We start from the raw sequence: 20,957 nt of genomic DNA, 5'->3' as shown, positions 1-20,957 counted from the left end.
GGGGGTGTGAAACCCCCAGCCTCTCCGATCAGGATTTCGGGGTGGAGCTGACGCCCACCTTGGCCGGCCGCAAGAGCCTGTCGTGGATCATGAAGCCCTGCTCCATGACCTGAATGATGTCGCCTGCCTGCGTGCCGGGCGCGGGCGCCTCGAACATCGCCTCATGCATCTTGGGGTCGAATTTCTCGCCCAACTCGGGAGCGACCGCGGTAATGCCGTGACGCGCGAAGACGTTGAGCAATTCCCGTTGGGTCAGCTCGACACCCTCGAGGAAGGCGCCCGCCTGGGCGCGCACGTCCTCATTCGCGGCCTCGAGCGCACGCGACAACGCGTCGAACACCGGCAGCATGTCGCGCGCGAGTCGCGTGCCACCGTAATTCGATGCTTCCTGGCGTTCCTTGTCGGCCCGCTTGCGCGCGTTCTCGGCATCGGCCAGCGCGCGCATGAACCTGTCGCGCATCTCGTCACGCTCGGCGCGCAGCGCTTCGAGTTCATCGGCCTCCTCGGCCATCACGTCTTCGAAGCTCTCGTCGATATGGGCCTGGTCTTCGGCGATCTCGTCTTTCTTCTCGCTCATGCCTGTCATCCTCTGCCCTGGCCGGAAATCATCCGCCCGACCAGTTGCGCTGTGTAATCCACGATCGGCACGATCCGTCCGTAATTGAGCCGGGTCGGCCCAATCACGCCCACCGCGCCGATGATCTTTCGGTCAGCGTTCATATATGGAGAGACGACCAAAGAGGAACCCGAAAGAGAGAAAAGTTTGTTCTCGGAGCCGATAAAAATGCGAACACCCTCGCCCTCTTCGGTCAGGTTGAGGAATTCGGCGATGTCCCGCTTGCGCTCCAGATCGTCGAAGAGCGAGCGGATCCGGTCGAGATCCTCTTCCGAGCCGATCAGATTCGACCGCCCCCGCACGATCAGCCGTTCCGAGCGCTCGCCCTTGTTCTCCCACGCCGCCAGGCCGCTCCCGATCATCTCGGCGGCCAGCGAATCGATTTCGCTGCGGCGCTTGGCGATTTCGCGCTGAATCTGGCTGCGCAATTCGGAAAGCGTCCGCCCCTCCGCGATCGCGTTCAGGAAATTCGCCGCTTCGCGCATCGAGGAGGGCGTCTGGCCCAGGGGCGGGGTGAAGACGCGGTTCTCCACCCGTCCATCCGCGAAGACCAGAACGACAAGCGCCCGGTCCGGCGCGAGCGAGACAAACTCGATATGGCGGATCGGCGCCTCGTGTTTCGGGGTCAGGACGAGGCTCGCGCCGTGCGTCATTCCCGAAAGCGCGCTCGACACCCGGTCGAGCAGCGACCCGACATCGCCCGAATTCGCCCCCATCGTCGCGTCGAGCGCGGCGCGGTCCTCCTCGTCGATCCGGCTGACTTCCATCACCCCGTCGACGAAAAGCCGCAGCCCCATCTGCGTCGGGATCCGGCCGGCCGAGATATGCGGGCTGTCGAGAAGTCCGAGGAATTCGAGATCCTGCATCACGTTGCGGATCGTCGCCGCCGAGAGCTTCTCGCTCATCTGACGGGTGAGCGTGCGCGACCCCACCGGATCGCCGGTCTCCAGAAAGCTTTCGACCACCCGGCGGAAAACCTCCCGCGAGCGGTCATTCAGTTCGGAAAGGATATCGTTACGGTCAGTCATCGCGCTTCATCTGCCGTGAATTAAAGCTGCGTGACGCCGAAGGTCAATCTCGGCGCTAGGGGTTGCATCGCTGGTCCGTCAGGATCAAATGAGGGCAAAGTCACGAAGAGGACCATAAAATGCGCCCATCCGGAAGAGAGTTAAGCGAACTTCGTCCGATTTCAATCGAGACCGGCATCACCAAACATGCCGAAGGATCTTGCCTGATCAAGATGGGTGATACCCATGTGCTCTGCACCGCCACGATCGAGGATCGTGCACCCTCCTTTCTCAAGGGTACCGGGCTTGGCTGGGTGACCGCGGAATACGGGATGCTGCCGCGCGCGACGAATACCCGCAATCGCCGCGAGGCCGCCGCCGGTAAGCAGGGCGGGCGCACCGTCGAGATCCAGCGCTTGATCGGCCGCGCGCTGCGCGCCGGCGTCGATCGGTCCGCCCTTGGCGAACGTCAGATCGTCGTCGATTGCGATGTCATCCAAGCCGATGGCGGCACCCGTTGCGCCTCGATCACCGGTGGCTGGGTGGCGCTGCGCCTCGCGGTGAACAAGCTGTTGAAAGCCGGCGCCTGTGTCTCCGATCCGCTGATGGACCATGTCGCGGCGATCTCCTGCGGGATCTATGCGGGCCAGCCGGTCGCCGATCTCGATTATGCCGAGGATAGCGAAGCGGGCACCGACGGCAATTTCATCATGACCGGGTCGGGCAAGCTGATCGAGGTGCAGATGTCGGCCGAGGGCGCGACGTTCTCGCGCGATCAGATGACCCGGCTTCTCGATCTCGCCGAGGCGGGTGTCGCCCGTCTGGTCGAGGCGCAAAAGGACGCCACCGCATGAGACCCTTCACCGACAGCAAGTTGCTCGTCGCGACCCATAATGCCGGGAAGCTCGCGGAAATCCGTGCGATTCTCGATCCTTACGGGATCGAGGTCGTCGGCGCGAAGGAGATGAACCTTCCCGAGCCCGAGGAAACCGAGAGCACCTTCGTCGGAAATGCCCGGATCAAGGCCCATGCCGCCGCGACGGCGACGGGGCTGCCCGCGCTCGCTGACGACTCCGGGATCGAGGTCGATTGTCTGGATGGCGCGCCGGGCGTCTACACCGCCGACTGGGCGACCACCCCGACGGGGCGCGATTTCGCGATGGCGATGGAAAAGACCTGGAAGGCCTGCGACGAGATCGAGGCGCCGATGCCGCGCACTGCGCGCTTCCGTGCGACCCTCGTCCTCGCCTGGCCCGACGGTCATGACGAGGTTTTCGAGGGCCGGGTCGAAGGTCAGCTGGTCTGGCCGGTGCGCGGCGAACTGGGGCACGGCTACGATCCGATGTTCCAGCCAGAAGGGTTCGATCTCACCTTTGCGGAGATGGACCCTGCCCGGAAGAACGAGATCTCGCATCGCGCCGCGGCTTTCCGCGAATTCGTCAAGATTTTCGAGGCCTGACATGTCCAAGCGCCAACTGATCTCGGGCGGATCGCCCTACGAACCGAAACTCGGCTATTCCCGCGCCGTCGTGCAGGGCGACTGGTGTTTTGTCGCGGGCACCACGGGCGTCGATCCGGATACCGGCGTTTTCCCGGATTCTGCGCTGGAACAGGCTCGAAATACGCTGATAACGATCGGTTCGGTGCTTGAGAAAGCAGGTTTCTCGATGGGCGATGTCGTGCGCGCCAATTACATCCTGACCGATGCCGCACTGATGGAGGAAGTCGCCCCTGCCCTCGGCGAGGTCTTCGGCGAGATCCGGCCCGCGGCAACGATGATCGTCGCCGGCCTGGTCAACCCGGCGATGAAGATCGAGATCGAAGTCACGGCCTTCCGGGGATGATCGAGGACTGGCGCCACGGCGGCTTCGGGCTCTATATCCACTGGCCCTTTTGCGCCGCCAAATGCCCCTATTGCGATTTCAACTCCCATGTCGCGGGGGTCATCGACCAGAAACGGTGGCAAGCCGCCTATCTCTCCGAAATCGAGCGCGCCGCCCGCGAAACCAAGGACCGCGTCCTAAACACGGTCTTTTTCGGGGGCGGCACGCCCTCGCTGATGGATCCTGAACTGGTTGCCGCGATCATCGACAAGATCCGCGCCTCGTGGCCGCAGGCGAACGATCCGGAAATCACCCTCGAGGCAAACCCCACAAGCATCGATTCAGGCCGGTTCAGAGCCTTTTCGGAGGCCGGGATCAACCGGATTTCGATGGGGATGCAGGCGCTCAACGATGACGACCTGCGCCGCCTCGGCCGTATGCACAGCGTGGCGGAGGGACGTCGCGCCTTCGAGATCGCGCGGACCCATTTCGAGCGCGTCAGTTTCGATCTGATCTATGCGCGTCAGCACCAGACGCCCGAAGCCTGGCAGGCCGAGCTGCGCGAGGCGCTCGGCATGGCGATCGATCACCTGTCGCTCTATCAGCTCACGATCGAGCCGGGCACGGTTTTCGGCGCCCGCCACGACGCGGGAAAGCTGAAAGGCCTGCCCGAGGACGACAGCTCCGCCGATATGTATCTGATAACGCAGGAAATTTGCGAAGAATTCGGATTTCCGGCCTATGAGGTCTCGAACCACGCGCGTCCCGGCGCGGAAAGCCGTCACAACCTCATCTACTGGCGCTATGGCGACTATGTCGGCATCGGTCCCGGGGCTCATGGACGCCTGACGCTGGAAGGACGGCGCCACGCGACCGATACTCCGAAGCAACCCGGTGCCTGGCTTGAGCAGGTGGAAACCAGAGGGAACGGGGAGGCCTCGCGCGCGCCGCTGGATGACGCGGAACAGGCGATCGAGTATCTTCTTTTCGCGATGCGGCTTTCGGAAGGGCTCGACATGCAGAGGTTCAACGCGATTTCCGGTACGCCGCTCGATCCGCAGCGCGTGGCCTATCTCGAGGAAATCGGCATGATTACGCAGGAACAGGGTCGAATCTTCGCGACCAAATCGGGCCGCCCGGTTCTCAACGCCATTCTGCGCGAGCTGATCCCCTGATGCGCGTGCTCTGGCTCATTCTCGGGCTGATTTCGGTCGCGATCGGCGTGATCGGGGTCTTTCTCCCCCTCGTCCCGACCGTCCCCCTGATGCTGCTCGCCGCGTTTTTCTTCGCAAGGTCGTCCGAGCGGCTCCATAACTGGCTCATCAGCCACCCACGCTTCGGACCGGCGATCGAGGATTGGCAGACTCGCGGCGCGATTTCGAAGCGCGGAAAGGTCGCGGCCTCCGTCTCGATGGCTGCGGCTTTCGGAATTTCGCTGATACTCGGGCTGAAGCCGATCATTCTCGCGGTTCAGGCGATCACGCTGGTGGCTGTGGCGATCTTCATCTGGTCGCGGCCGAGCGGCTGATCACTCGATACCGCTGAGAAGCTGGCAGATCTTGTCGAGCTGTTCGAGATCGCCGTAATTGACGGTCAGACGCCCTGCCCCGCTATTCGTGTGCTCGATCGAGACCTTCATCCCGATCGTCGCGGACAGATCCCCCTCGAGTGCGCGGGTATCCGCATCCTTTTGCGATTTCGGACGCGGCGCGCGCTCGGGCTCGGCCTGTTTCTTCGCCAGGCGCTCGACATCGCGCACCGAAAGCGTCTTCGCCACGGTCTGACGCGCCAAAGCGACCGGATCGGGCGCGGTGATCATCGCGCGCGCATGGCCGGCGGAGAGTTTTCCCTCGCGCAGATAGCCCTGAACCTCGTCGGGCAGCTGCAAAAGACGCATCAGGTTCGCGATATGGCTTCGGCTTTTCGAAAGCGCTTCGGCCAGTTTTTCCTGCGTATGGCCAAAACGGCTCATCAATTGCTTGTAGGCCAAGGCTTCTTCCAACGCGTTCAGATCGGCGCGCTGGATATTTTCGATGATCGCGACCTCGAGAACCTCGGTATCGTTGAACTCCCGCACGATGATCGGCACTTCGTGCACTTTCGCCATCTGCGAGGCACGCCAGCGCCGTTCGCCGGCGACGATTTCGAAATGATCGGGTTTTGCCGGGTGTTTCCGAACGATCAGGGGCTGAATGACGCCCTTTTCGCGGATCGACGCCGCGAGCTCTTCCAGAGCTCCGGGTTCGAAATCGCGCCGCGGCTGATCCGGATTGGGTTCGAGACGCTCGACGGGGACATATTGCTCGGCCCGACGCGGCACCGCGCTCGTTTCCTTCGGGTTGAGATCGACATCCGCCATCAGGGCTGAAAGCCCCCGCCCCAGGCCGCGCCGCTCCAATCGCTTATCCGCCATCGACCAAACTCCCCTTCTTCGCGACCGTGTGCCGCGCAACCAGTTCCCGCGCTAGCGACCGATAGGCGACCGCGCCGCGCGACGAGCTATCATAGGTGAGAACCGGCATTGCGTAAGAGGGCGCCTCGGAAATGCGGACATTGCGCGGGATCATGGTCCGAAAAACAAGCTCTCCGAGCGTCGCGCGCGCGTCCGCCTCGACCTGCTGCGAGAGATTGTTGCGCACATCATACATCGTCAGCACGATTCCCTCGATCCGCAAGTCGCGATTCGCGGTGCTCCGGATCTCCCGGATCGAGAGCATAAGCTGCGACAGGCCTTCGAGCGCGAAGAATTCCGCCTGCAACGGCACCAGAACCGAATGTGCCGCAACCATCGCATTCACCGTCAGAAGGCTGAGCGAAGGGGGGCAGTCGATCAAGATATAGTCGAACTCATAGCTATCGACATCAGGATGTCGAAGGGCGTCATGCAGAAGAAAGATCCGCTTCTCCGTCGAGACCAGCTCCATATCCGCGGAAGACAGGTCCGTCGTCGCCGGACAGAGGTAAAGCCCCGCCACATCGGTCTTTTGCAGCACCGCAGACACCGGGGCGTCCTCGATCAGAAGATCGTAGGTCGTCAGTTCGCGATGTTCGGGCTCGACGCCCAGCCCGGTGGACGCATTCCCCTGCGGATCGAGATCGATCAGCAGAACCTTGTGACCTTCTTCGACGAGCGCGGCGGCCAGGTTGATCGCCGTCGTCGTCTTGCCAACTCCGCCCTTCTGGTTCGCGACCGCAATGATTTTCGGTTCTGTCGCGCGAATTGGATCAGACACGCTGGGCTCCGTTTATCTTCAGGACAATACTGTTCGGATCGCTCAGGCTTGGGCTCGCCTCGCAGTCAAAGGACCAGCTTTGCCGCGCCAGCGCAAGCTCTTCCTGCCACCGCGCCCCTTTCGGAAAGAGCGCGACGCCGCCGGGCCGCAGATGCCGCTCGGCAAATCCAAGTAGATCCTGCAACGCTGCGAGCGCACGGGCCGAGAGCACATCCGCGTGAAGCGGCGCGATTTCCTCGATTCGCTTGGCCAGAACCCGTGTTTTCAGTTCGAGCTCGCGACTCACCGAGGCAAGGAAGGCCGATTTCCGACGATCCGATTCGACTAGGACAACTTCGAGATCCGGCGCATTTTCCTTCGCTAATATCGCGATCACGAGCCCGGGAAACCCGCCCCCTGCCCCGAGATCGGCCCAGGTCTTTGCCTCAGCTGGGGCCAGATTGAAAAGCTGGGCCGAATCGATGAAATGGCGCGACCAGACCTCGTCCAATGTCGACTTGGAAACGAGATTGATCGCCGGGTTCCACTTTTTCAGCAGTTCTTCATAGCGCCCCAGTCGCTCCAATGTTTCACGTGAAACATCAAAGAGCGTTTGAAAACGCTCGGCCTCCGCCCTGCTCATGCGGACTTGTCCCGCCGAGCTTGCCGCAATTTCGCGAGAATCAAGGTCAGCGCCGCAGGCGTGACCCCGTCGATTCGGCTCGCCTGCCCGAGCGTCCGCGGACGGGCCCGATCGAGTTTCGCCTTGAGTTCGTTCGACAAGCCGTTCAGCGCGGAATAATCGAAAGCTTCGGGGATTTCCCAGCCCTCATCGCGCTTGAGCGAAGCCGCATCCTGCTGCTGGCGCTCAACATAATTGGCATAAAGCGCATCGATAGCGAGCTGATTGGCAATCTCGCCAGGAATGGCCGTCAGTTCGGGCAGAGCCAAGCAGAGCGATTCGAGCGAGATATCGGGAAAGGAGAGCAGCTCGAAAACGGAGCGCCGCGTGCCATCCTGGTTGACCCGGAAGCCCTTGTCGCGCGCCTCCTTGGGCGTCAGAACCGTCGCCTCCATCAAGGCGCGCCCCGCCTCGAGCGCCTCCATCTTCGCCTCGAACGCCGAGCGGCGCCCCTCGCCCACGCAGCCGATATCGATGCCCATGCCGGTGAGTCGCTGATCGGCATTGTCGGCACGCAGAGACAGCCGGAACTCTGCCCGGGAGGTGAACATCCGGTAAGGCTCCGTCACCCCGCGCGAGACGAGATCGTCGATCATCACACCGATATAGCTCGACGTCCGGCTGAAATGGAAAGGCTCGCGCTCCTGAACGGACAGGGCCGCATTGAGGCCCGCAACCAAGCCCTGCGCAGCCGCCTCCTCATATCCTGTGGTTCCGTTAATTTGACCCGCAAGATATAGTCCAGGAAACGCACGCAGCTGAAGCGACAAATCCAGCGCTCGGGGATCGACGAAATCATACTCGATCGCATATCCGGGCTGCAGGATCTTAGCCTTCTCAAGCCCGACGATCGAATGAACGTAATCTTCCTGCACATCTGCGGGCAGCGAGGTCGAGATCCCGTTCGGATAGACGGTGTCATCGTCGAGACCTTCGGGCTCGAGGAAGATCTGGTGAGAGCCCTTCTCCGCAAACCGCACGATCTTGTCCTCGATCGACGGGCAGTAACGCGGTCCGACGCCCTGGATATGACCGCCATACATCGCCGACCGATCAAGGTTCGTGCGGATGATCTCATGCGTCTTTTCGTTGGTATGGGTAATCCCGCAAGCGATCTGGCGCACGGCCGGCGCCGTGTTCAGGAAGGAGAACATCACCGGATCTTCATCGCCCGGCTGGGTTTCGAGCCGCGACCAGTCGATCGTCTTGCCATCGAGCCGCGGCGGCGTCCCGGTCTTGAGACGCCCCAGCGGCAGGTCGAGCGCTTTCAGCCGCTCCGCGAGGGCGATCGAGGGCTTGTCGCCGATGCGCCCACCGGAACTCTTTTGATCGCCGATATGGATCACGCCATTTAGGAAGGTTCCCGAGGTCAGGATCGCCGCGCCGCAAGTGATCTCGCTGCCATCCGCAAGCGCGACCCCACTCACACGTCCGCCCGCCACCTTCAGATCGGTGACCTCCCCTTCGATCACGGTAAGGTTGGGTTGCGCCGCAGTCACCCGCTGCGCCGCCTCGCGGTAGAGTTTCCGGTCGGCCTGCGCGCGCGGCCCCTGCACGGCCGGACCCTTGCGCCGGTTCAGAAGGCGAAACTGGATCCCCGCCGCATCCGCGAGCTGCCCCATCACGCCGTCCATCGCGTCGATTTCGCGCACCAGATGGCCTTTACCCAAGCCACCGATCGCCGGGTTGCACGACATCACCCCGATCGCATCGGCACGCAGCGTCACCAATGCGGTCTCGGCCCCCATCCGGGCCGCCGCATGCGCTGCTTCGGTTCCGGCATGGCCGCCGCCGATCACGATGACGTCGTAATGTTTCACGTGAAACACTCCTTACTTACCGATGCAGAAGCTCGAGAAAATCTCGTCCAGAAGGTTCTCGACATCTACCCGACCGACGAGCGATTCGAGCGCCCAGGTCGCCTGGCGCAGCGATTCCGCCGCGAGCTCGCTCCGATCAGGCCCGCGCAATACCTCATTTCGCGCCGATTCCAAAGCCTCAAATGCCGTGCGCATCGCGACCCGGTGCCGCTCGCGCGTCATCACGCCGGCCCCCGCGCTCAGCCCCGCGAGGCGTTCCTCGATCGCCGCGATCAGTTCCGAGAGGCCCGCGCCGGTCTTGCCGGACACGCATAGCCCTTCGTGCGGGGTGACATCCGCCTTGCCGTGCACGATCAGGTCGCCGGGTTCGGGCGCGATCAGCGGCACCTCTTCCCCGTCAAGGAGGAAAACCCGCAGATCCGACTGCCGCGCCCGATCGAGCGCACGCTCCACCCCGATCGCCTCGACGACATCTTCGGTCTCGCGCAGACCGGCCGTGTCGAGCAGCGTCACCGCCTGCCCGCCGATCTCCATCCGGACTTCGATCACGTCACGCGTCGTCCCGGCAATCTCTGAGGTGATCGCCGCCTCGCGGCCAGCCAAAGCATTGAGAAGCGTCGATTTTCCGGCGTTCGGACGGCCGACGATGGCCACTTCGAACCCTTCGCGCACCCGCTCCGCGGCCCCGACCCGTCGCAGCTCGCCCGAGATCCCCCCGGCCACCGCCTCGATCAGTTCGAGCACTTCGGGCGAGACATCGACGGGAACCTCCTCATCGGCGAAGTCGATCGTGGCCTCGATCAGCGCCCCGGCCCGGATCAGCTTGGAGCGCCAATCCTCCACCAGCTTGCCGACCGCGCCGGACAGAACCTTGAGTGCCTGCTTGCGCTGCGCCTCGGTCTCGGCCTCGATCAGGTCCGACAGCCCCTCGACCTGCGCGAGATCCAACCGCTCGTTCTCCAGCGCGCGCCGGGTGAACTCGCCGGGCACGGCCAGCCGCAGCCCCTCGATCTGCCCGAGGGCCCGCAATACGGCCGAGACGGTCGCGACCGCGCCATGGATATGCAGCTCGGCCACGTCCTCGCCGGTGAAACTCGCCCCCTCCTCGAAGCACAGCACCACCGCCTCGTCGAGTTCCTCGCCTTCGAGGCGCAGCTTGCGCAACCCGGCCATCCGCGGTTTCGGCAGAGATCCGGCCAGCGCATGCGCCGCCGCCCAGGCGCGCGGCCCGGAAATACGAATAACGGCCACGCCCGCTTTTCCGCGGGCCGTGGCCAGAGCATAGATCGTATCCATCGCAATCCTCTTGCGCGAGGAAGACAGGACGGCCTCAGCCGTTCATCGAGTCGAAGAATTCCGAGTTCGTCTTCGTCTGCTTGAGCTTCGAGATCAGGAACTCGATCGCGTCGGTCGTGCCCATCGGGTTCAGGATGCGGCGCAGCAGATAGGTCTTCTGCAGATCCTTCTGATCGACCAGAAGTTCCTCTTTCCGGGTGCCCGATTTGAGGATGTCCATCGCCGGGAAGACGCGCTTGTCCGCGACCTTGCGGTCGAGCACGATTTCCGAGTTACCGGTCCCCTTGAATTCCTCGAAGATCACCTCGTCCATCCGCGAGCCGGTATCGACCAGCGCGGTGGCGATGATGGTCAGCGAGCCGCCTTCCTCGATATTCCGTGCGGCGCCGAAGAACCGCTTCGGGCGTTGCAGGGCGTTCGCGTCGACACCACCGGTCAGCACCTTGCCCGAGCTCGGCACCACGGTGTTGAAGGCGCGACCCAGACGGGTGATCGAGTCGAGCAGGATCACCACGTCGCGCTTGTGCTCGACCAGGCGCTTGGCCTTCTCGATCACCATCTCCGAGACCGCGACGTGACGCGTCGCCGGTTCGTCGAAAGTCGAGGAAATCACCTCGCCCTTCACCGAGCGCTGCATGTCGGTCACCTCTTCGGGCCGTTCGTCGATCAGCAGCACGATCAGGTAGCATTCGGGGTGGTTCTTCTCGATCGAGGAGGCGATATTCTGCAGCAGAACCGTCTTACCGGTCCGCGGCGGTGCCACGATCAGCGAGCGCTGCCCCTTCCCTATCGGTGCCACGAGATCGATGATCCGCGCGGAGCGGTCCTTGATCGTCGGATCCTCGATTTCCATCTTCAGCCGCTCGTCCGGATAAAGCGGAGTGAGGTTGTCGAATGCCACCTTGTGGCGCGCCCGCTCCGGTTCCTCGAAGTTGATCCGCTCGACGGTCGTCAGCGCGAAGTAACGCTCGTTCTCGCCCGGTGCGCGGATCACGCCCTCGACGGTATCGCCGGTGCGCAGGCTGTACTGGCGGATCATGTCGGGCGAGACATAGATATCATCGGGGCCCGGCAGGTAGTTCGCCTCGGTCGAGCGCAGGAACCCGAAGCCGTCCTGGAGCACTTCGAGAACGCCGTCGCCGCCGATCACCCAATCGTCCTCGGCATGTTCCTTGAGGATCGAGAACATCATCTCGCCCTTGCGCATCGTCGAGGCGTTTTCGATTTCCCATTCCTCGGCGAGAGCCAGCAATTCCTTGGGGCTCTTGGCTTTGAGATCGGAGAGATTGAGGCGTTCTTCGGACATGGGATCACCAGCAGCGGGCGCCTCGCCGGACCGGCCGGGGGCGCGAAATTTCATCATGGGTCAGAAAAACCGATCGGCCGGACGGCCGGGGCTTATTGGCGGAGATAGGCGCAAACTCGCGCTGAGTCAACGAAAGCTCAGAATTTCACGATCACCGAGGCGACGATCACCACCATGAACAGCGTCGGAAGCTCGTTCATCATCCGGTAATGGCGCCCCGTGCGCGCGCTCCGGCCCTCTGCGAGCGCCTTGCGTTCCTTCGCGCACCACATGTGAAACCAGGTCATCCCGAGTACGGAGACGGCCTTCGTCCAGGGCCATACGCTCGACCAGTCGACGATGCCGGGCGTGAAGACCAGCATCAGACCGAAGAGCCAGCTCGCGATCATCGCCGGGTTCATGATCGCCTTCAGCAGCAGGCGTTCCTGGTGACGGAACAACAGCTCCATCTCCGAGCCGCGCTCGACGCCCCGCTTTTGCAGGCCCTCGACGTGATAGACGAAGAGCCGCGGCAAATAGAACAGCCCTGCCATCCAGGCGATGATCGACATCACGTGAAGGGCTTTGACCCACGGATACCAGTTGCTCAGAAAGTCGGTCATTTCGCCTCCGAAACCACGACCTCTACTAAATCAAAACTTTTATAGAAAAGAGATGATGATGATGTAGGGCCTGTTGATGGTGTGGATTAACACTTTATCAAGAACTTCTCCACAGGCGGAAAAGCTGTGGTCGAGATCCAAGATTTCTCGAACGAAATCAAGCTAAATATTTGATAAAAAAAATGAAATTATGTTAGTGCCTTGACGTCATCCTGTGGATAACTCTTGGGATAGACTTCGGGAGAAGAAAAATTCTCCCCATCTCGGGACAGCCGAGATTCACAGGTGGAAAACTTCCGCGAACGTGCCTTGAGCTCGCCGGATTTTGTGGAGATACCCGCGAAAGACGGTTATGCCCAAAAACACCCCTAGAGTTCTGCGCCCGCTTATCCACAATTCCATGAACATCTGTCTTGCCTCCGCCTCCGAGATCCGCGCCCAGCTGCTGCGCAACGCCGGCCTGACCGTCGAAGTCGCGCCCGCGCGCATCGACGAGGACGCGATCCGGATGAGTCTGGAGGCCGAAGAGGCGAAACCGCGCGACGTCGCCGATCTCCTGGCCGAGATGAAAGCCGCGAAGATCGCCGCGCGGAATCCGGGTGTGCTCACCCTGGGCGCGGATCAGGTGCTCGAGCTGAAAGGCCGCATCTTTTCCAAGCCCGAGACGCCGGATGAGGCCAAGGCGCAGCTGCGGGCCCTGTCGGGCCAGACCCACAAGCTGCTCTCGGCGCTGGTCGCGATCCGCGACGGCGAACCGCTCTGGCGCCATGTCGCCGAAGTCGGGCTGACGATGCACGACCTCTCCGATGCGTTTCTCGACGATTACGTCGCGCGCAACTGGGAGAGCATCCGCTGGTCGGTGGGCAGCTACAAGCTCGAGGAGGAAGGCGTCCGGCTTTTCTCGCGTGTGCAGGGCGATTACTTCGCCGTCCTGGGCCTGCCCCTGATCGAATTCCTGAACTGGCTGCATGCCCGAGGAGACCTGAAGACATGAGCGAGCATCCCCGAATTCCTCTGGCAGGCGTGATCGGCTCCCCGGTCGCGCATTCGCGCTCGCCCGCCCTCTTCCGTCACTGGTTCGAGCAATACGAAATCGCGGGCTACTACATCCCGATCGACATTGCCGCTGAGGATTTCGAAACCGTTCTGCGCGCCCTGCCCAAGGCTGGTTTCGTCGGTGCGAACGTCACCATTCCGCACAAGCTGCGCGCGCTCGAGATCGCCGATGTGATTTCGGATCGGGCTGCGTTGATCGGGGCGGCGAACACGCTGATCTTCCGCGCTGACGGCAAGATCTATGCCGACAATACCGACGGGTACGGCTTCATTGCCAATCTCAAACAGAACGCACCGGGTTGGGATGCCGCATCGGGCCCTGCCGCCGTTCTCGGATCCGGCGGGGCGGCCCGCGCCATCGTCGCCTCGCTTCTCGAAGGCGGCGCCCCCGAAATCCGGATCTCGAACCGGACCCGGGCGCGCGCCGATGCATTGCGCGCGGAATTCGGCGCCCGCCTTGTCGTCTATGACTGGGTGCAGGCGGGCAACATGCTCGAAGGGGCTACGACCGTGGTGAACACCACCTCGCTGGGGATGACCGGAAAGCAGGAATTTCGCGTGCCGCTCGACGCGCTGCAACCCGGCGCGACCTGCTGCGATCTCGTCTATACGCCGCTCAAGACGAAATTCCTCGCCGAAGCCGAGGAGGCCGGTTGCACCGTGGTGGACGGTCTCGGGATGCTCTTGCATCAGGCGGTTCCCGGCTTCGAGCGCTGGTTCGGCCAGCGCCCCGAGGTCACCGACGATCTGCGTGACGCGGTCCTGAACGCATGAGCCGCCCCTTCCTTCTCGGGCTGACCGGGTCGGTCGGCATGGGAAAATCCACGACGGCCGCGATGTTCGCCGAGGCTGGCGTGCCGGTCTGGGATGCAGACCGCACCGTCCACGAGCTCTACGCGAAAGGCGGCGCGGCGGTCGCACCGATCGCGGCGGTGTTTCCCGAGGCGATCGTCGAGGGGGCGGTCGATCGCGGCGCGCTCAAGAAGATACTCGCCGCAGACCCGGGCGCGCTGTCGCGCCTCGAGGCGATCGTGCATCCGCTGACCACGGCGTCACGTGAAACCTTCATCGCGGATCATGCCGGTGCGGATCTGATCCTGCTCGACATCCCGCTCCTGTTCGAGACCGGCGCCGATGCGGTCTGCGATGCGACGCTCGTCGTTTCCGCCCCGCCCGAGAGCCAGCGCGCACGGGTCCTCGAACGGCCCGGCATGACCGAGGCGCAATTCGATTTCATCCTCGCGCGTCAGATGCCCGATGCCGAGAAACGCGCCCGCGCCCTCTACGTCATCGACACGCTGAACCTTGAGGACACGCGCCGAGATGTGCGAAACCTGATCGCGAAGATCAGGGGTGAGCGGCATGCGTGAAATCGTTCTGGATACCGAAACCACGGGTTTCGAGCCCGAGGAGGGCCACCGGATCGTCGAGATCGGCGCGGTCGAACTCTTCAACCACATGCCGACCGGCAATACCTATCACCAATACATCAACCCAGAACGCCCGATGCCGAAGGAAGCCTTCGAGGTGCACGGGCTGGGCAACGAATTCCTCGCCGACAAGCCGAAATTCGTCGAAGTCGGATTGGATTTTCTTGAATTCATCGGCACGGATTCGGTTCTGGTCATCCACAACGCCAAGTTCGACATGAAATTTCTCAATGCCGAACTGCGTTGGGCCGGAATGCCGCTGATCCCCGATGACCGCGCGCTCGACACGCTCGCGATGGCGCGGCGCCGCTTTCCGGGCTCGCCCGCCACGCTTGATGCGCTGTGTCGCCGGTTCAGCATCGACAACTCGGCGCGGACGCTGCATGGCGCGTTGCTCGACAGCGAGATCCTGGCCGAAGTCTATCTGGAGCTCATCGGCGGCAGGCAGCCCGGATTTGGCTTGCATCCCGTTGACTCCGCGCAAAAAAATGCCGCAGGCGTGAATGAGGCCTGGCGGCCGAAACCGCGCCCGGAGCCGCTGCCGCCGCGCCTAACGGCCGAAGAGAGCGAGGCGCATTCAGCCTTCGTGGGCAAGCTGGGAGAGGCCGCGATCTGGCATCGCTACGACTGAATCAGTGCACGATTGCACGATTTCTGGCCATTTTTCCATTTAACCCGGCGTAAACTCTTATTACATCCAAGGCCTGTTCGGGGCACGAGGGAGAGGAAGACCCATGCTGGACCTGACCGCAATGCGCGCCACACTGGCCGAGAGCTACGATCTCGCGCCGTCGATGGCGCTGGCGGAGGACATGCGCGACATCCATCAGACGATGGATCGCGTCGTGCCCCTGCCCGATTTCGCGCGCTATGCGCCCTATATCCGCGAGATCAACCGGCTGAAGCGCGAGAAGAACGCGGTGATCCTCGCGCATAACTACATGACGCCGGAAATCTATCACGGCGTGGCAGATGTTGTGGGCGACAGCCTGCAACTCGCGATCGAGGCGACCAAGGTCGAGGCGCAGACGATCGTGCAATGCGGCGTGCATTTCATGGCCGAGACCTCGAAGATCCTGAACCCGTCGAAAACGGTTCTGATCCCCGACATGCAGGCGGGCTGCTCGCTCGCCGAGTCGATCACCGCGGAGGGCATCGCCGAGATGCGCGCGAAATATCCCGGCGCGCCGGTGGTCAGCTATGTGAACACCACCGCCGAGGTGAAGGCGGCTTCCGATATCTGCTGCACCTCGTCGAATGCGGCGCAGATCGTGGCGGCGCTGCCCGAAGACATGATCATCATGACGCCCGACCAGTATCTCGCGCAGAACGTCGCCGCGCAGGTGCCGCAGAAGAAGGTGGTCTGGTGGGCGGGTTCGTGCATCGTGCACGAGCAATATACCGCTAAGGATATCAATGACTTCCGTGCACTGCACCCGGACACGCGGATCATCGCGCATCCCGAATGCCCGCCCGATGTGGTCAATGCGTCCGATTTCTCGGGGTCGACCTCGGGGATCATCTCCTATGTCGAGCGCGAAAAGCCGAAAGAGGCGATGCTCGTCACCGAATGCTCGATGGCCTCGAACATCGCCGATGCCCTGCCCGAGGTCGATTTCGTCGGGCCGTGCAACATGTGCCCCTACATGAAGAAGATCACGCTCGAGAAGATCCTCTGGTCGCTGCATACCGGCACCGCGGAGGTGATCGTCGATCCTGCCATCGCCGAGAAGGCGCGTGTCGCGGTCGAACGGATGATCGAGCTATCGCAGGCGATCGCGAAGTGATCGAGACGCAGCGGATCGTCATCGTCGGCGCCGGTCTGGGCGCGCTCTATGCCGCGCTGAGCCTCGCACCGCGTCCGGTTCTGGTGATATCGCCGGAAACGCTCGGCGAAGGCGCCTCCTCGGCCTGGGCGCAGGGGGGCGTCGCGGCGGCGATGGCGGAGGGCGATACGCCCGCGGCCCATGCACGCGACACGCTGAATGCCGGAGCAGGCACTGTTTCGCCCGAAATCGCGCGCCTCGTGACCGACGAGGCGCGCCGACACATCCTTGCCCTGACCGATCTCGGGACGCCCTTCGATCGTGACGAGAAGGGCGATTACGTGATGTCGCGCGAAGCGGCGCACAGCCAGGCGCGCGTCGTCCGGGTGAAGGGCGATCAGGCTGGGCGCGAGATCATGCAGACCCTGGTCGGCGCGGTGCGCCAGACCCCGTCGGTCCAGGTGCTTGAGGGCGTACTCGCCACCCGGCTCGAGGTCGAGGACGAGCGCGTCACCGGGGTCTGGATCGAGCGCGCCTATGAGCCCTCGGGCGCGGTGCTGATCCGCTGCCCGGCGGTGCTTCTCGCGGGGGGCGGATCGGGCGGGCTTTTCGCGATGACGACGAACCCGCCGCGCATCCGGGGCCAGGTGATCGGAATGGCGGCGCGGGCGGGCGCGCGCATCGCCGATCCGGAATTCGTGCAATTCCATCCCACCGCGATCGCGAGCGGCGAGGACCCTGCCCCGCTCGCCACCGAGGCGCTGCGCGGCGAAGGTGCGACCCTCGTCAACACTCGTGGCGAGCGTTTCATGCTCAAGGTGCATCCCGATGCGGAACTGGCGCCGCGCGACATCGTGGCGCGTGCGGTCTATCTCGAGCGCAAAGCCGGGCGGGAGCCCGCGCTCGATACCCGCGCGATTCTGGGCGAAGAGGTCATGACGCGCTTTCCCGCCGTGGCCGAGGCGTGCACACGGGCTGGAATAGACCCTGTTTCCGACCCAATTCCGGTGGCTCCGGCCGCGCATTACCATATGGGCGGCGTCGATACGGACGCGCAGGGGCGCAGCTCGCTCGCGCGGCTCTGGGTCTGCGGCGAGGCCTCTTCGACCGGGCTTCACGGGGCGAACCGGCTGGCGTCGAACGGGCTTCTGGAGGCACTGGTTTTCGCCCGGATCTGCGCGCTCGGAATCGAGGCGGAACTGGGTGAGATCCCGGCGCCCGACGACGTTCGTCCGGAGTTTCCCGAAACGGGCGAGATTCCCGTGAAAGACGATGCGGTGCAGCGCCTGCGCCATGCGATGACCGATGGCGTGGGTGTGGTGCGCGACGCGGAGGGGCTGAAAACGGCACTCAGGGTGATCGCCGGGATCGAGGAACATGCGCGCACCGAGACGATGCGCAACATGACCGCGACGGCGACGCTGATCGCGGCCGCGGCGCTCGCTCGTGAGGAAAGCCGTGGTGGTCATTACCGGTCGGATTTCCCGGAACTCGACCCTAAGATGGCCCACAGGACCAAGATGACGCTCGACGATGCGCTGAAAATCCGCGCCAAAGCCCTGGAGGAGTGAGATGCTGCCCGACCTCTTGATCGAACCGATTGTCCGCGCCGCGCTGGTCGAGGACCTCTCGCCGATGGGCGATGCGACGACGAAAGCGGTGATCCCCGCCGGCAAGACCTATTCGGCGCGGCTCAATGCGCGCGAAGACGGGGTCGTCTCGGGAATGCAGGTCGCGGCGATGGCGTTCCGGCTGGTCGATCCGGGCTTGCGGATCTCGGTTCTCGTCGCGGATGGGAAGCCCTGCCGCAAGGGCGAGACGCTGATGACCATCGAAGGCGCGGCTGCCTCGATCCTGATGGGCGAGCGCGTGGCGCTGAACTTCGCGGGCCGTCTCTGCGGGATCGCCACGAAAACCGCCGGATTCGTCTCGAAAACCGCCGGCACCAAGGCGCGGATCACCTGCACCCGCAAGACCACTCCGGGGCTGCGCCTTCTGGAAAAGGCGGCGGTGGTGCATGGCGGCGGGTCGAACCACCGATATGGCCTGTCGGATGCGATCCTGATCAAGGACAACCACATCGCGGCGGCCGGCGGCATCCGTCAGGTGCTCGAGGCGGCGAAAGCCGCGCGCAGCCACATGATGCGGATCGAGCTTGAGGTCGACACGCTGCGCCAGATGGAAGAGGCGCTCAAGATCGGCGGCGCGGATGTGATCCTTCTCGACAACATGGATACGTCAGAATTGCGCGCGGCAGTTGCGCTGAACGCGGGCCGCGTGGTGCTGGAGGCCTCGGGCAACATGGTGCTTGAGCGCATCGCCGACGTGGCGGCGACCGGCGTGGATTACATCTCGTCGGGGGCGCTCACCCATTCGGCGCGCACCCTCGATCTGGGCCTCGATTTCTGAGGTTTCAGCCGAGATAGTCTCGAAATTCGGTGCGAACGGCCTCGTAGACGCTACGCTTGAAGGGCACGATCTTCTCGACCAGCTCGTCGAAATCCATCCACTGCCAGACCGAGAATTCGGGATGGTCGGTCTCGATCCGAACCTGATCGTCCGAGCCGAGGAACCGGTACAGAAACCATTTCTGCTCCTGCCCGCGCCAGCGGCCATTCCAGATCCGGGGCACCAGGTCATGCGGCAGGTCGTAGCTGATCCATTCGGGCGTCTTCGCGACGAATTCGACGAGATCCGGCGTCACGCCGGTCTCTTCCTCGAGCTCGCGCAGCGCGGCCTCCTTCGGCTTTTCGCCCTTGTCGATCCCGCCTTGCGGCATCTGCCAGGCGGGGCCGGGATTGTCGATCCGCTGGCCGGCGAAGACGAGCCCCGCCGGGTTCATCAGGACGACGCCGACATTGCGGCGGTAGGGAAGTTTCTCGATGGCTTCGGGTGTCATCAGCAAAAGGGGGCCCGCAGGCCCCCTCCCCCTTAGTTCTTCTTGGTCGCGTCGGGTTCGGCCGGGGCGGCAGCGGGAGCGGCGGCCGCCTTTTCGCCCTGCAGTTCCGGCGCCAGCGTCGCGAGGCCCTTGATCAGGTCGATCGCGTAGGACAGCTGGAAGTCGTCGAGGCGACGCTTCGCGGCCTCTTCGGCTTTCGCGCGCTCGTCTTCGGCCTGCTTCTTCTCGTCCGCGCTCATCGAGTCGTTCGAGATCGCGCCTTTCAGATCGGCTTCCGAGGTCATCTGGCTGGTCTTGCCGTTCTTGTCCTCGGCGTTCTGATCGGCCGGCTTCGGTTCCGGCTGCGGCACCACGACGTTGGGCTGGATGCCCAGCGACTGGATCGAGCGGCCCGAGGGCGTGTAGTAGCGCGCGGTGGTCAGACGCATCGCGCCCTCGCCCTGGATCGGCATGACCGTCTGGACCGAGCCCTTGCCGAAGCTCTTGGTGCCCACGACGATCGCGCGGTGGTGATCCTGGAGCGCGCCGGTCACGATCTCGGAGGCCGAGGCCGACCCGCCATTGATCAGCACCACGATCGGCTTGCCATCGGCCAGATCGCCCGGCGTCGCGTTGAAGCGTTCGCTGTCTTGCGCGTTGCGGCCGCGGGTCGAGACGATCTCGCCCTTGTCGAGGAAGGCGTCGGCGGTCTTGATCGCCTGCGTCAGCAGCCCGCCGGGGTTGTTGCGCAGGTCGATGATGAAGCCATCGACCTTGTCCATCCCGCCGACTTCCTTGACCTGCTCCTTGATCGAGGATTCGAGGTTCGGGAAGGTCTGGTCGTTGAAGGTCGTGATGCGCAGGATCACCGTGTCGCCGTCATGCCGGCCACGCACCGCGGTCAGCTTGATCGTATCGCGGGTGAGCGTGACGTCGAAGGGCTCTTTCTCGCCTTCGCGCACGATGGTGATCGTGATGTCCGAGCCGACCGGGCCGCGCATCTTCTCGACCGCCTGATCGAGTGACATGCCCATCAGGGACTCGCCATCGACCGCAGTGATGTAATCGCCCGACTTGATGCCGGCCTCGGCGGCGGGCGTCCCGTCCATCGGCGAGACGACCTTGACCATGCCCTCTTCCTGCGTGACCTCGATACCGAGGCCACCGAAGGAGCCGCGCGTCTGCACGCGCATATCGGCGTAATCCTTGGGCGGGAGATAGCTCGAATGCGGGTCGAGCGAGCTCAGCATCCCGTTGATCGCGGCTTCGATCAGTTTCTTGCTGTCCACCGGCTCGACATAGTCCTGACGGATCTTCTCGAAGATGTCGCCGAAAAGGTCGAGCTGCTGATAAACGGTGTCGGGCTGCTTCGTCTCCTGGGCCATCAGCGGGGCCGCAACTTGCGTCGAGAGCACCGCGCCCGCAAGCGTGCCGCCCAGCGCTGCCATCATGAACTTTTTCAT

General features: G+C 63.5%; 23 protein-coding genes. 12 read left to right on the top strand and 11 right to left on the bottom strand.

All coding sequences use genetic code 11. From position 1 onward, the window contains the following. Positions 1 to 28 precede the first annotated feature (28 nt). Together DW2_RS09370 and hrcA are read right to left on the bottom strand one after the other, a co-directional pair. Positions 29 to 586, bottom strand: a complete 558-nt coding sequence (locus tag DW2_RS09370; protein WP_156102935.1) for a nucleotide exchange factor GrpE — start codon at positions 584 to 586, stop codon at positions 29 to 31. Further along, positions 583 to 1,644 (bottom strand): heat-inducible transcriptional repressor HrcA, encoded by a 1,062-nt coding sequence (hrcA, locus tag DW2_RS09365; RefSeq protein WP_038145710.1) that lies wholly within the window; start codon positions 1,642 to 1,644, stop codon positions 583 to 585. The genes DW2_RS09370 and hrcA overlap by 4 nt, the downstream gene beginning before the upstream one ends. Positions 1,645 to 1,763: 119 nt before the next feature. Between hrcA and rph the strand changes: the two genes are divergently transcribed. Genes rph through DW2_RS09340 form a run of 5 tightly spaced genes read left to right on the top strand, consistent with a single transcriptional unit; the run spans position 1,764 to position 4,974 of the window. Then, positions 1,764 to 2,477 carry a ribonuclease PH gene (rph, locus tag DW2_RS09360; RefSeq protein WP_038145708.1) on the top strand — a complete coding sequence of 238 codons (714 nt, stop codon included), beginning with the start codon at positions 1,764 to 1,766 and terminating at the stop codon, positions 2,475 to 2,477. After that, positions 2,474 to 3,082 carry an RdgB/HAM1 family non-canonical purine NTP pyrophosphatase gene (gene rdgB, locus DW2_RS09355; protein ID WP_038145705.1) on the top strand — a complete coding sequence of 203 codons (609 nt, stop codon included), beginning with the start codon at positions 2,474 to 2,476 and terminating at the stop codon, positions 3,080 to 3,082. Before rph ends, rdgB begins: the two co-directional genes overlap by 4 nt. Before the next feature lies 1 nt (position 3,083). Beyond that, positions 3,084 to 3,467 carry a RidA family protein gene (locus tag DW2_RS09350; protein ID WP_038145703.1) on the top strand — a complete coding sequence of 128 codons (384 nt, stop codon included), beginning with the start codon at positions 3,084 to 3,086 and terminating at the stop codon, positions 3,465 to 3,467. After that, positions 3,464 to 4,621, top strand: coding sequence for a radical SAM family heme chaperone HemW (gene hemW, locus DW2_RS09345; RefSeq protein ID WP_156102934.1), 1,158 nt, complete (start codon positions 3,464 to 3,466; stop codon positions 4,619 to 4,621). The genes DW2_RS09350 and hemW overlap by 4 nt, the downstream gene beginning before the upstream one ends. Continuing rightward, positions 4,621 to 4,974: a YbaN family protein gene (locus DW2_RS09340; protein ID WP_038145702.1), complete on the top strand. Its 354-nt coding sequence runs from the start codon at positions 4,621 to 4,623 to the stop codon at positions 4,972 to 4,974. The genes hemW and DW2_RS09340 overlap by 1 nt, the downstream gene beginning before the upstream one ends. Here the strand turns inward: DW2_RS09340 and DW2_RS09335 are convergent, their stop codons facing one another. The 7 genes from DW2_RS09335 to DW2_RS09305 form a co-directional block, all read right to left on the bottom strand. Continuing rightward, entirely contained in the window at positions 4,975 to 5,859 is an 885-nt protein-coding gene (locus DW2_RS09335; protein ID WP_038145700.1) for a ParB/RepB/Spo0J family partition protein, read from the bottom strand. Continuing rightward, positions 5,849 to 6,679, bottom strand: coding sequence for a ParA family protein (locus DW2_RS09330; protein ID WP_038145698.1), 831 nt, complete (start codon positions 6,677 to 6,679; stop codon positions 5,849 to 5,851). The genes DW2_RS09335 and DW2_RS09330 overlap by 11 nt, the downstream gene beginning before the upstream one ends. Next, on the bottom strand, positions 6,672 to 7,301 hold the full coding sequence (gene rsmG, locus DW2_RS09325; protein ID WP_038145695.1) for a 16S rRNA (guanine(527)-N(7))-methyltransferase RsmG: 630 nt from the start codon (positions 7,299 to 7,301) through the stop codon (positions 6,672 to 6,674). Before rsmG ends, DW2_RS09330 begins: the two co-directional genes overlap by 8 nt. Further along, positions 7,298 to 9,160, bottom strand: coding sequence for a tRNA uridine-5-carboxymethylaminomethyl(34) synthesis enzyme MnmG (gene mnmG, locus DW2_RS09320; protein WP_038145694.1), 1,863 nt, complete (start codon positions 9,158 to 9,160; stop codon positions 7,298 to 7,300). Before mnmG ends, rsmG begins: the two co-directional genes overlap by 4 nt. 12 nt (positions 9,161 to 9,172) lie before the next feature. Next, complete coding sequence (gene mnmE, locus DW2_RS09315; RefSeq protein ID WP_038145692.1) at positions 9,173 to 10,456, bottom strand: tRNA uridine-5-carboxymethylaminomethyl(34) synthesis GTPase MnmE; 1,284 nt, start codon at positions 10,454 to 10,456, stop codon at positions 9,173 to 9,175. 34 nt (positions 10,457 to 10,490) lie between these two features. After that, positions 10,491 to 11,762: a transcription termination factor Rho gene (rho, locus tag DW2_RS09310; RefSeq protein ID WP_038145689.1), complete on the bottom strand. Its 1,272-nt coding sequence runs from the start codon at positions 11,760 to 11,762 to the stop codon at positions 10,491 to 10,493. A gap of 137 nt (positions 11,763 to 11,899) precedes the next feature. Next, positions 11,900 to 12,364, bottom strand: coding sequence for a CopD family protein (locus DW2_RS09305; protein WP_038145688.1), 465 nt, complete (start codon positions 12,362 to 12,364; stop codon positions 11,900 to 11,902). Positions 12,365 to 12,764: 400 nt separating this feature from the next. Here DW2_RS09305 and DW2_RS09300 point away from each other — a divergent pair, with 400 nt between their 5' ends. The 7 genes from DW2_RS09300 (at position 12,765) to nadC (ending at position 19,025) form a co-directional block, all read left to right on the top strand. Continuing rightward, positions 12,765 to 13,358 carry a Maf family protein gene (locus tag DW2_RS09300; protein WP_038145687.1) on the top strand — a complete coding sequence of 198 codons (594 nt, stop codon included), beginning with the start codon at positions 12,765 to 12,767 and terminating at the stop codon, positions 13,356 to 13,358. Continuing rightward, positions 13,355 to 14,194, top strand: a complete 840-nt coding sequence (locus tag DW2_RS09295; RefSeq protein WP_038145686.1) for a shikimate dehydrogenase — start codon at positions 13,355 to 13,357, stop codon at positions 14,192 to 14,194. Before DW2_RS09300 ends, DW2_RS09295 begins: the two co-directional genes overlap by 4 nt. After that, entirely contained in the window at positions 14,191 to 14,790 is a 600-nt protein-coding gene (coaE, locus tag DW2_RS09290; protein WP_038145685.1) for a dephospho-CoA kinase, read from the top strand. The genes DW2_RS09295 and coaE overlap by 4 nt, the downstream gene beginning before the upstream one ends. Next, positions 14,783 to 15,481: a DNA polymerase III subunit epsilon gene (gene dnaQ, locus DW2_RS09285; protein ID WP_038145684.1), complete on the top strand. Its 699-nt coding sequence runs from the start codon at positions 14,783 to 14,785 to the stop codon at positions 15,479 to 15,481. Before coaE ends, dnaQ begins: the two co-directional genes overlap by 8 nt. Before the next feature lie 103 nt (positions 15,482 to 15,584). Continuing rightward, positions 15,585 to 16,637: a quinolinate synthase NadA gene (gene nadA, locus DW2_RS09280; RefSeq protein ID WP_038145682.1), complete on the top strand. Its 1,053-nt coding sequence runs from the start codon at positions 15,585 to 15,587 to the stop codon at positions 16,635 to 16,637. Further along, entirely contained in the window at positions 16,634 to 18,187 is a 1,554-nt protein-coding gene (locus DW2_RS09275) for an L-aspartate oxidase (RefSeq protein ID WP_038145680.1), read from the top strand. The genes nadA and DW2_RS09275 overlap by 4 nt, the downstream gene beginning before the upstream one ends. 1 nt (position 18,188) lies before the next feature. Continuing rightward, entirely contained in the window at positions 18,189 to 19,025 is an 837-nt protein-coding gene (nadC, locus tag DW2_RS09270; protein WP_038145678.1) for a carboxylating nicotinate-nucleotide diphosphorylase, read from the top strand. 4 nt (positions 19,026 to 19,029) lie between these two features. Here nadC and DW2_RS09265 read toward each other — a convergent pair whose 3' ends face one another. Beyond that, positions 19,030 to 19,515, bottom strand: coding sequence for an RNA pyrophosphohydrolase (locus tag DW2_RS09265; RefSeq protein WP_038145675.1), 486 nt, complete (start codon positions 19,513 to 19,515; stop codon positions 19,030 to 19,032). 32 nt (positions 19,516 to 19,547) lie between these two features. Beyond that, positions 19,548 to 20,957 (bottom strand): S41 family peptidase, encoded by a 1,410-nt coding sequence (locus DW2_RS09260; protein WP_051855770.1) that lies wholly within the window; start codon positions 20,955 to 20,957, stop codon positions 19,548 to 19,550.

It is taken from the genome of Thioclava atlantica (genome assembly GCF_000737065.1).
GTDB lineage: Bacteria > Pseudomonadota > Alphaproteobacteria > Rhodobacterales > Rhodobacteraceae > Thioclava > Thioclava atlantica.
This window is presented reverse-complemented; position numbering and strand designations above follow the sequence as displayed.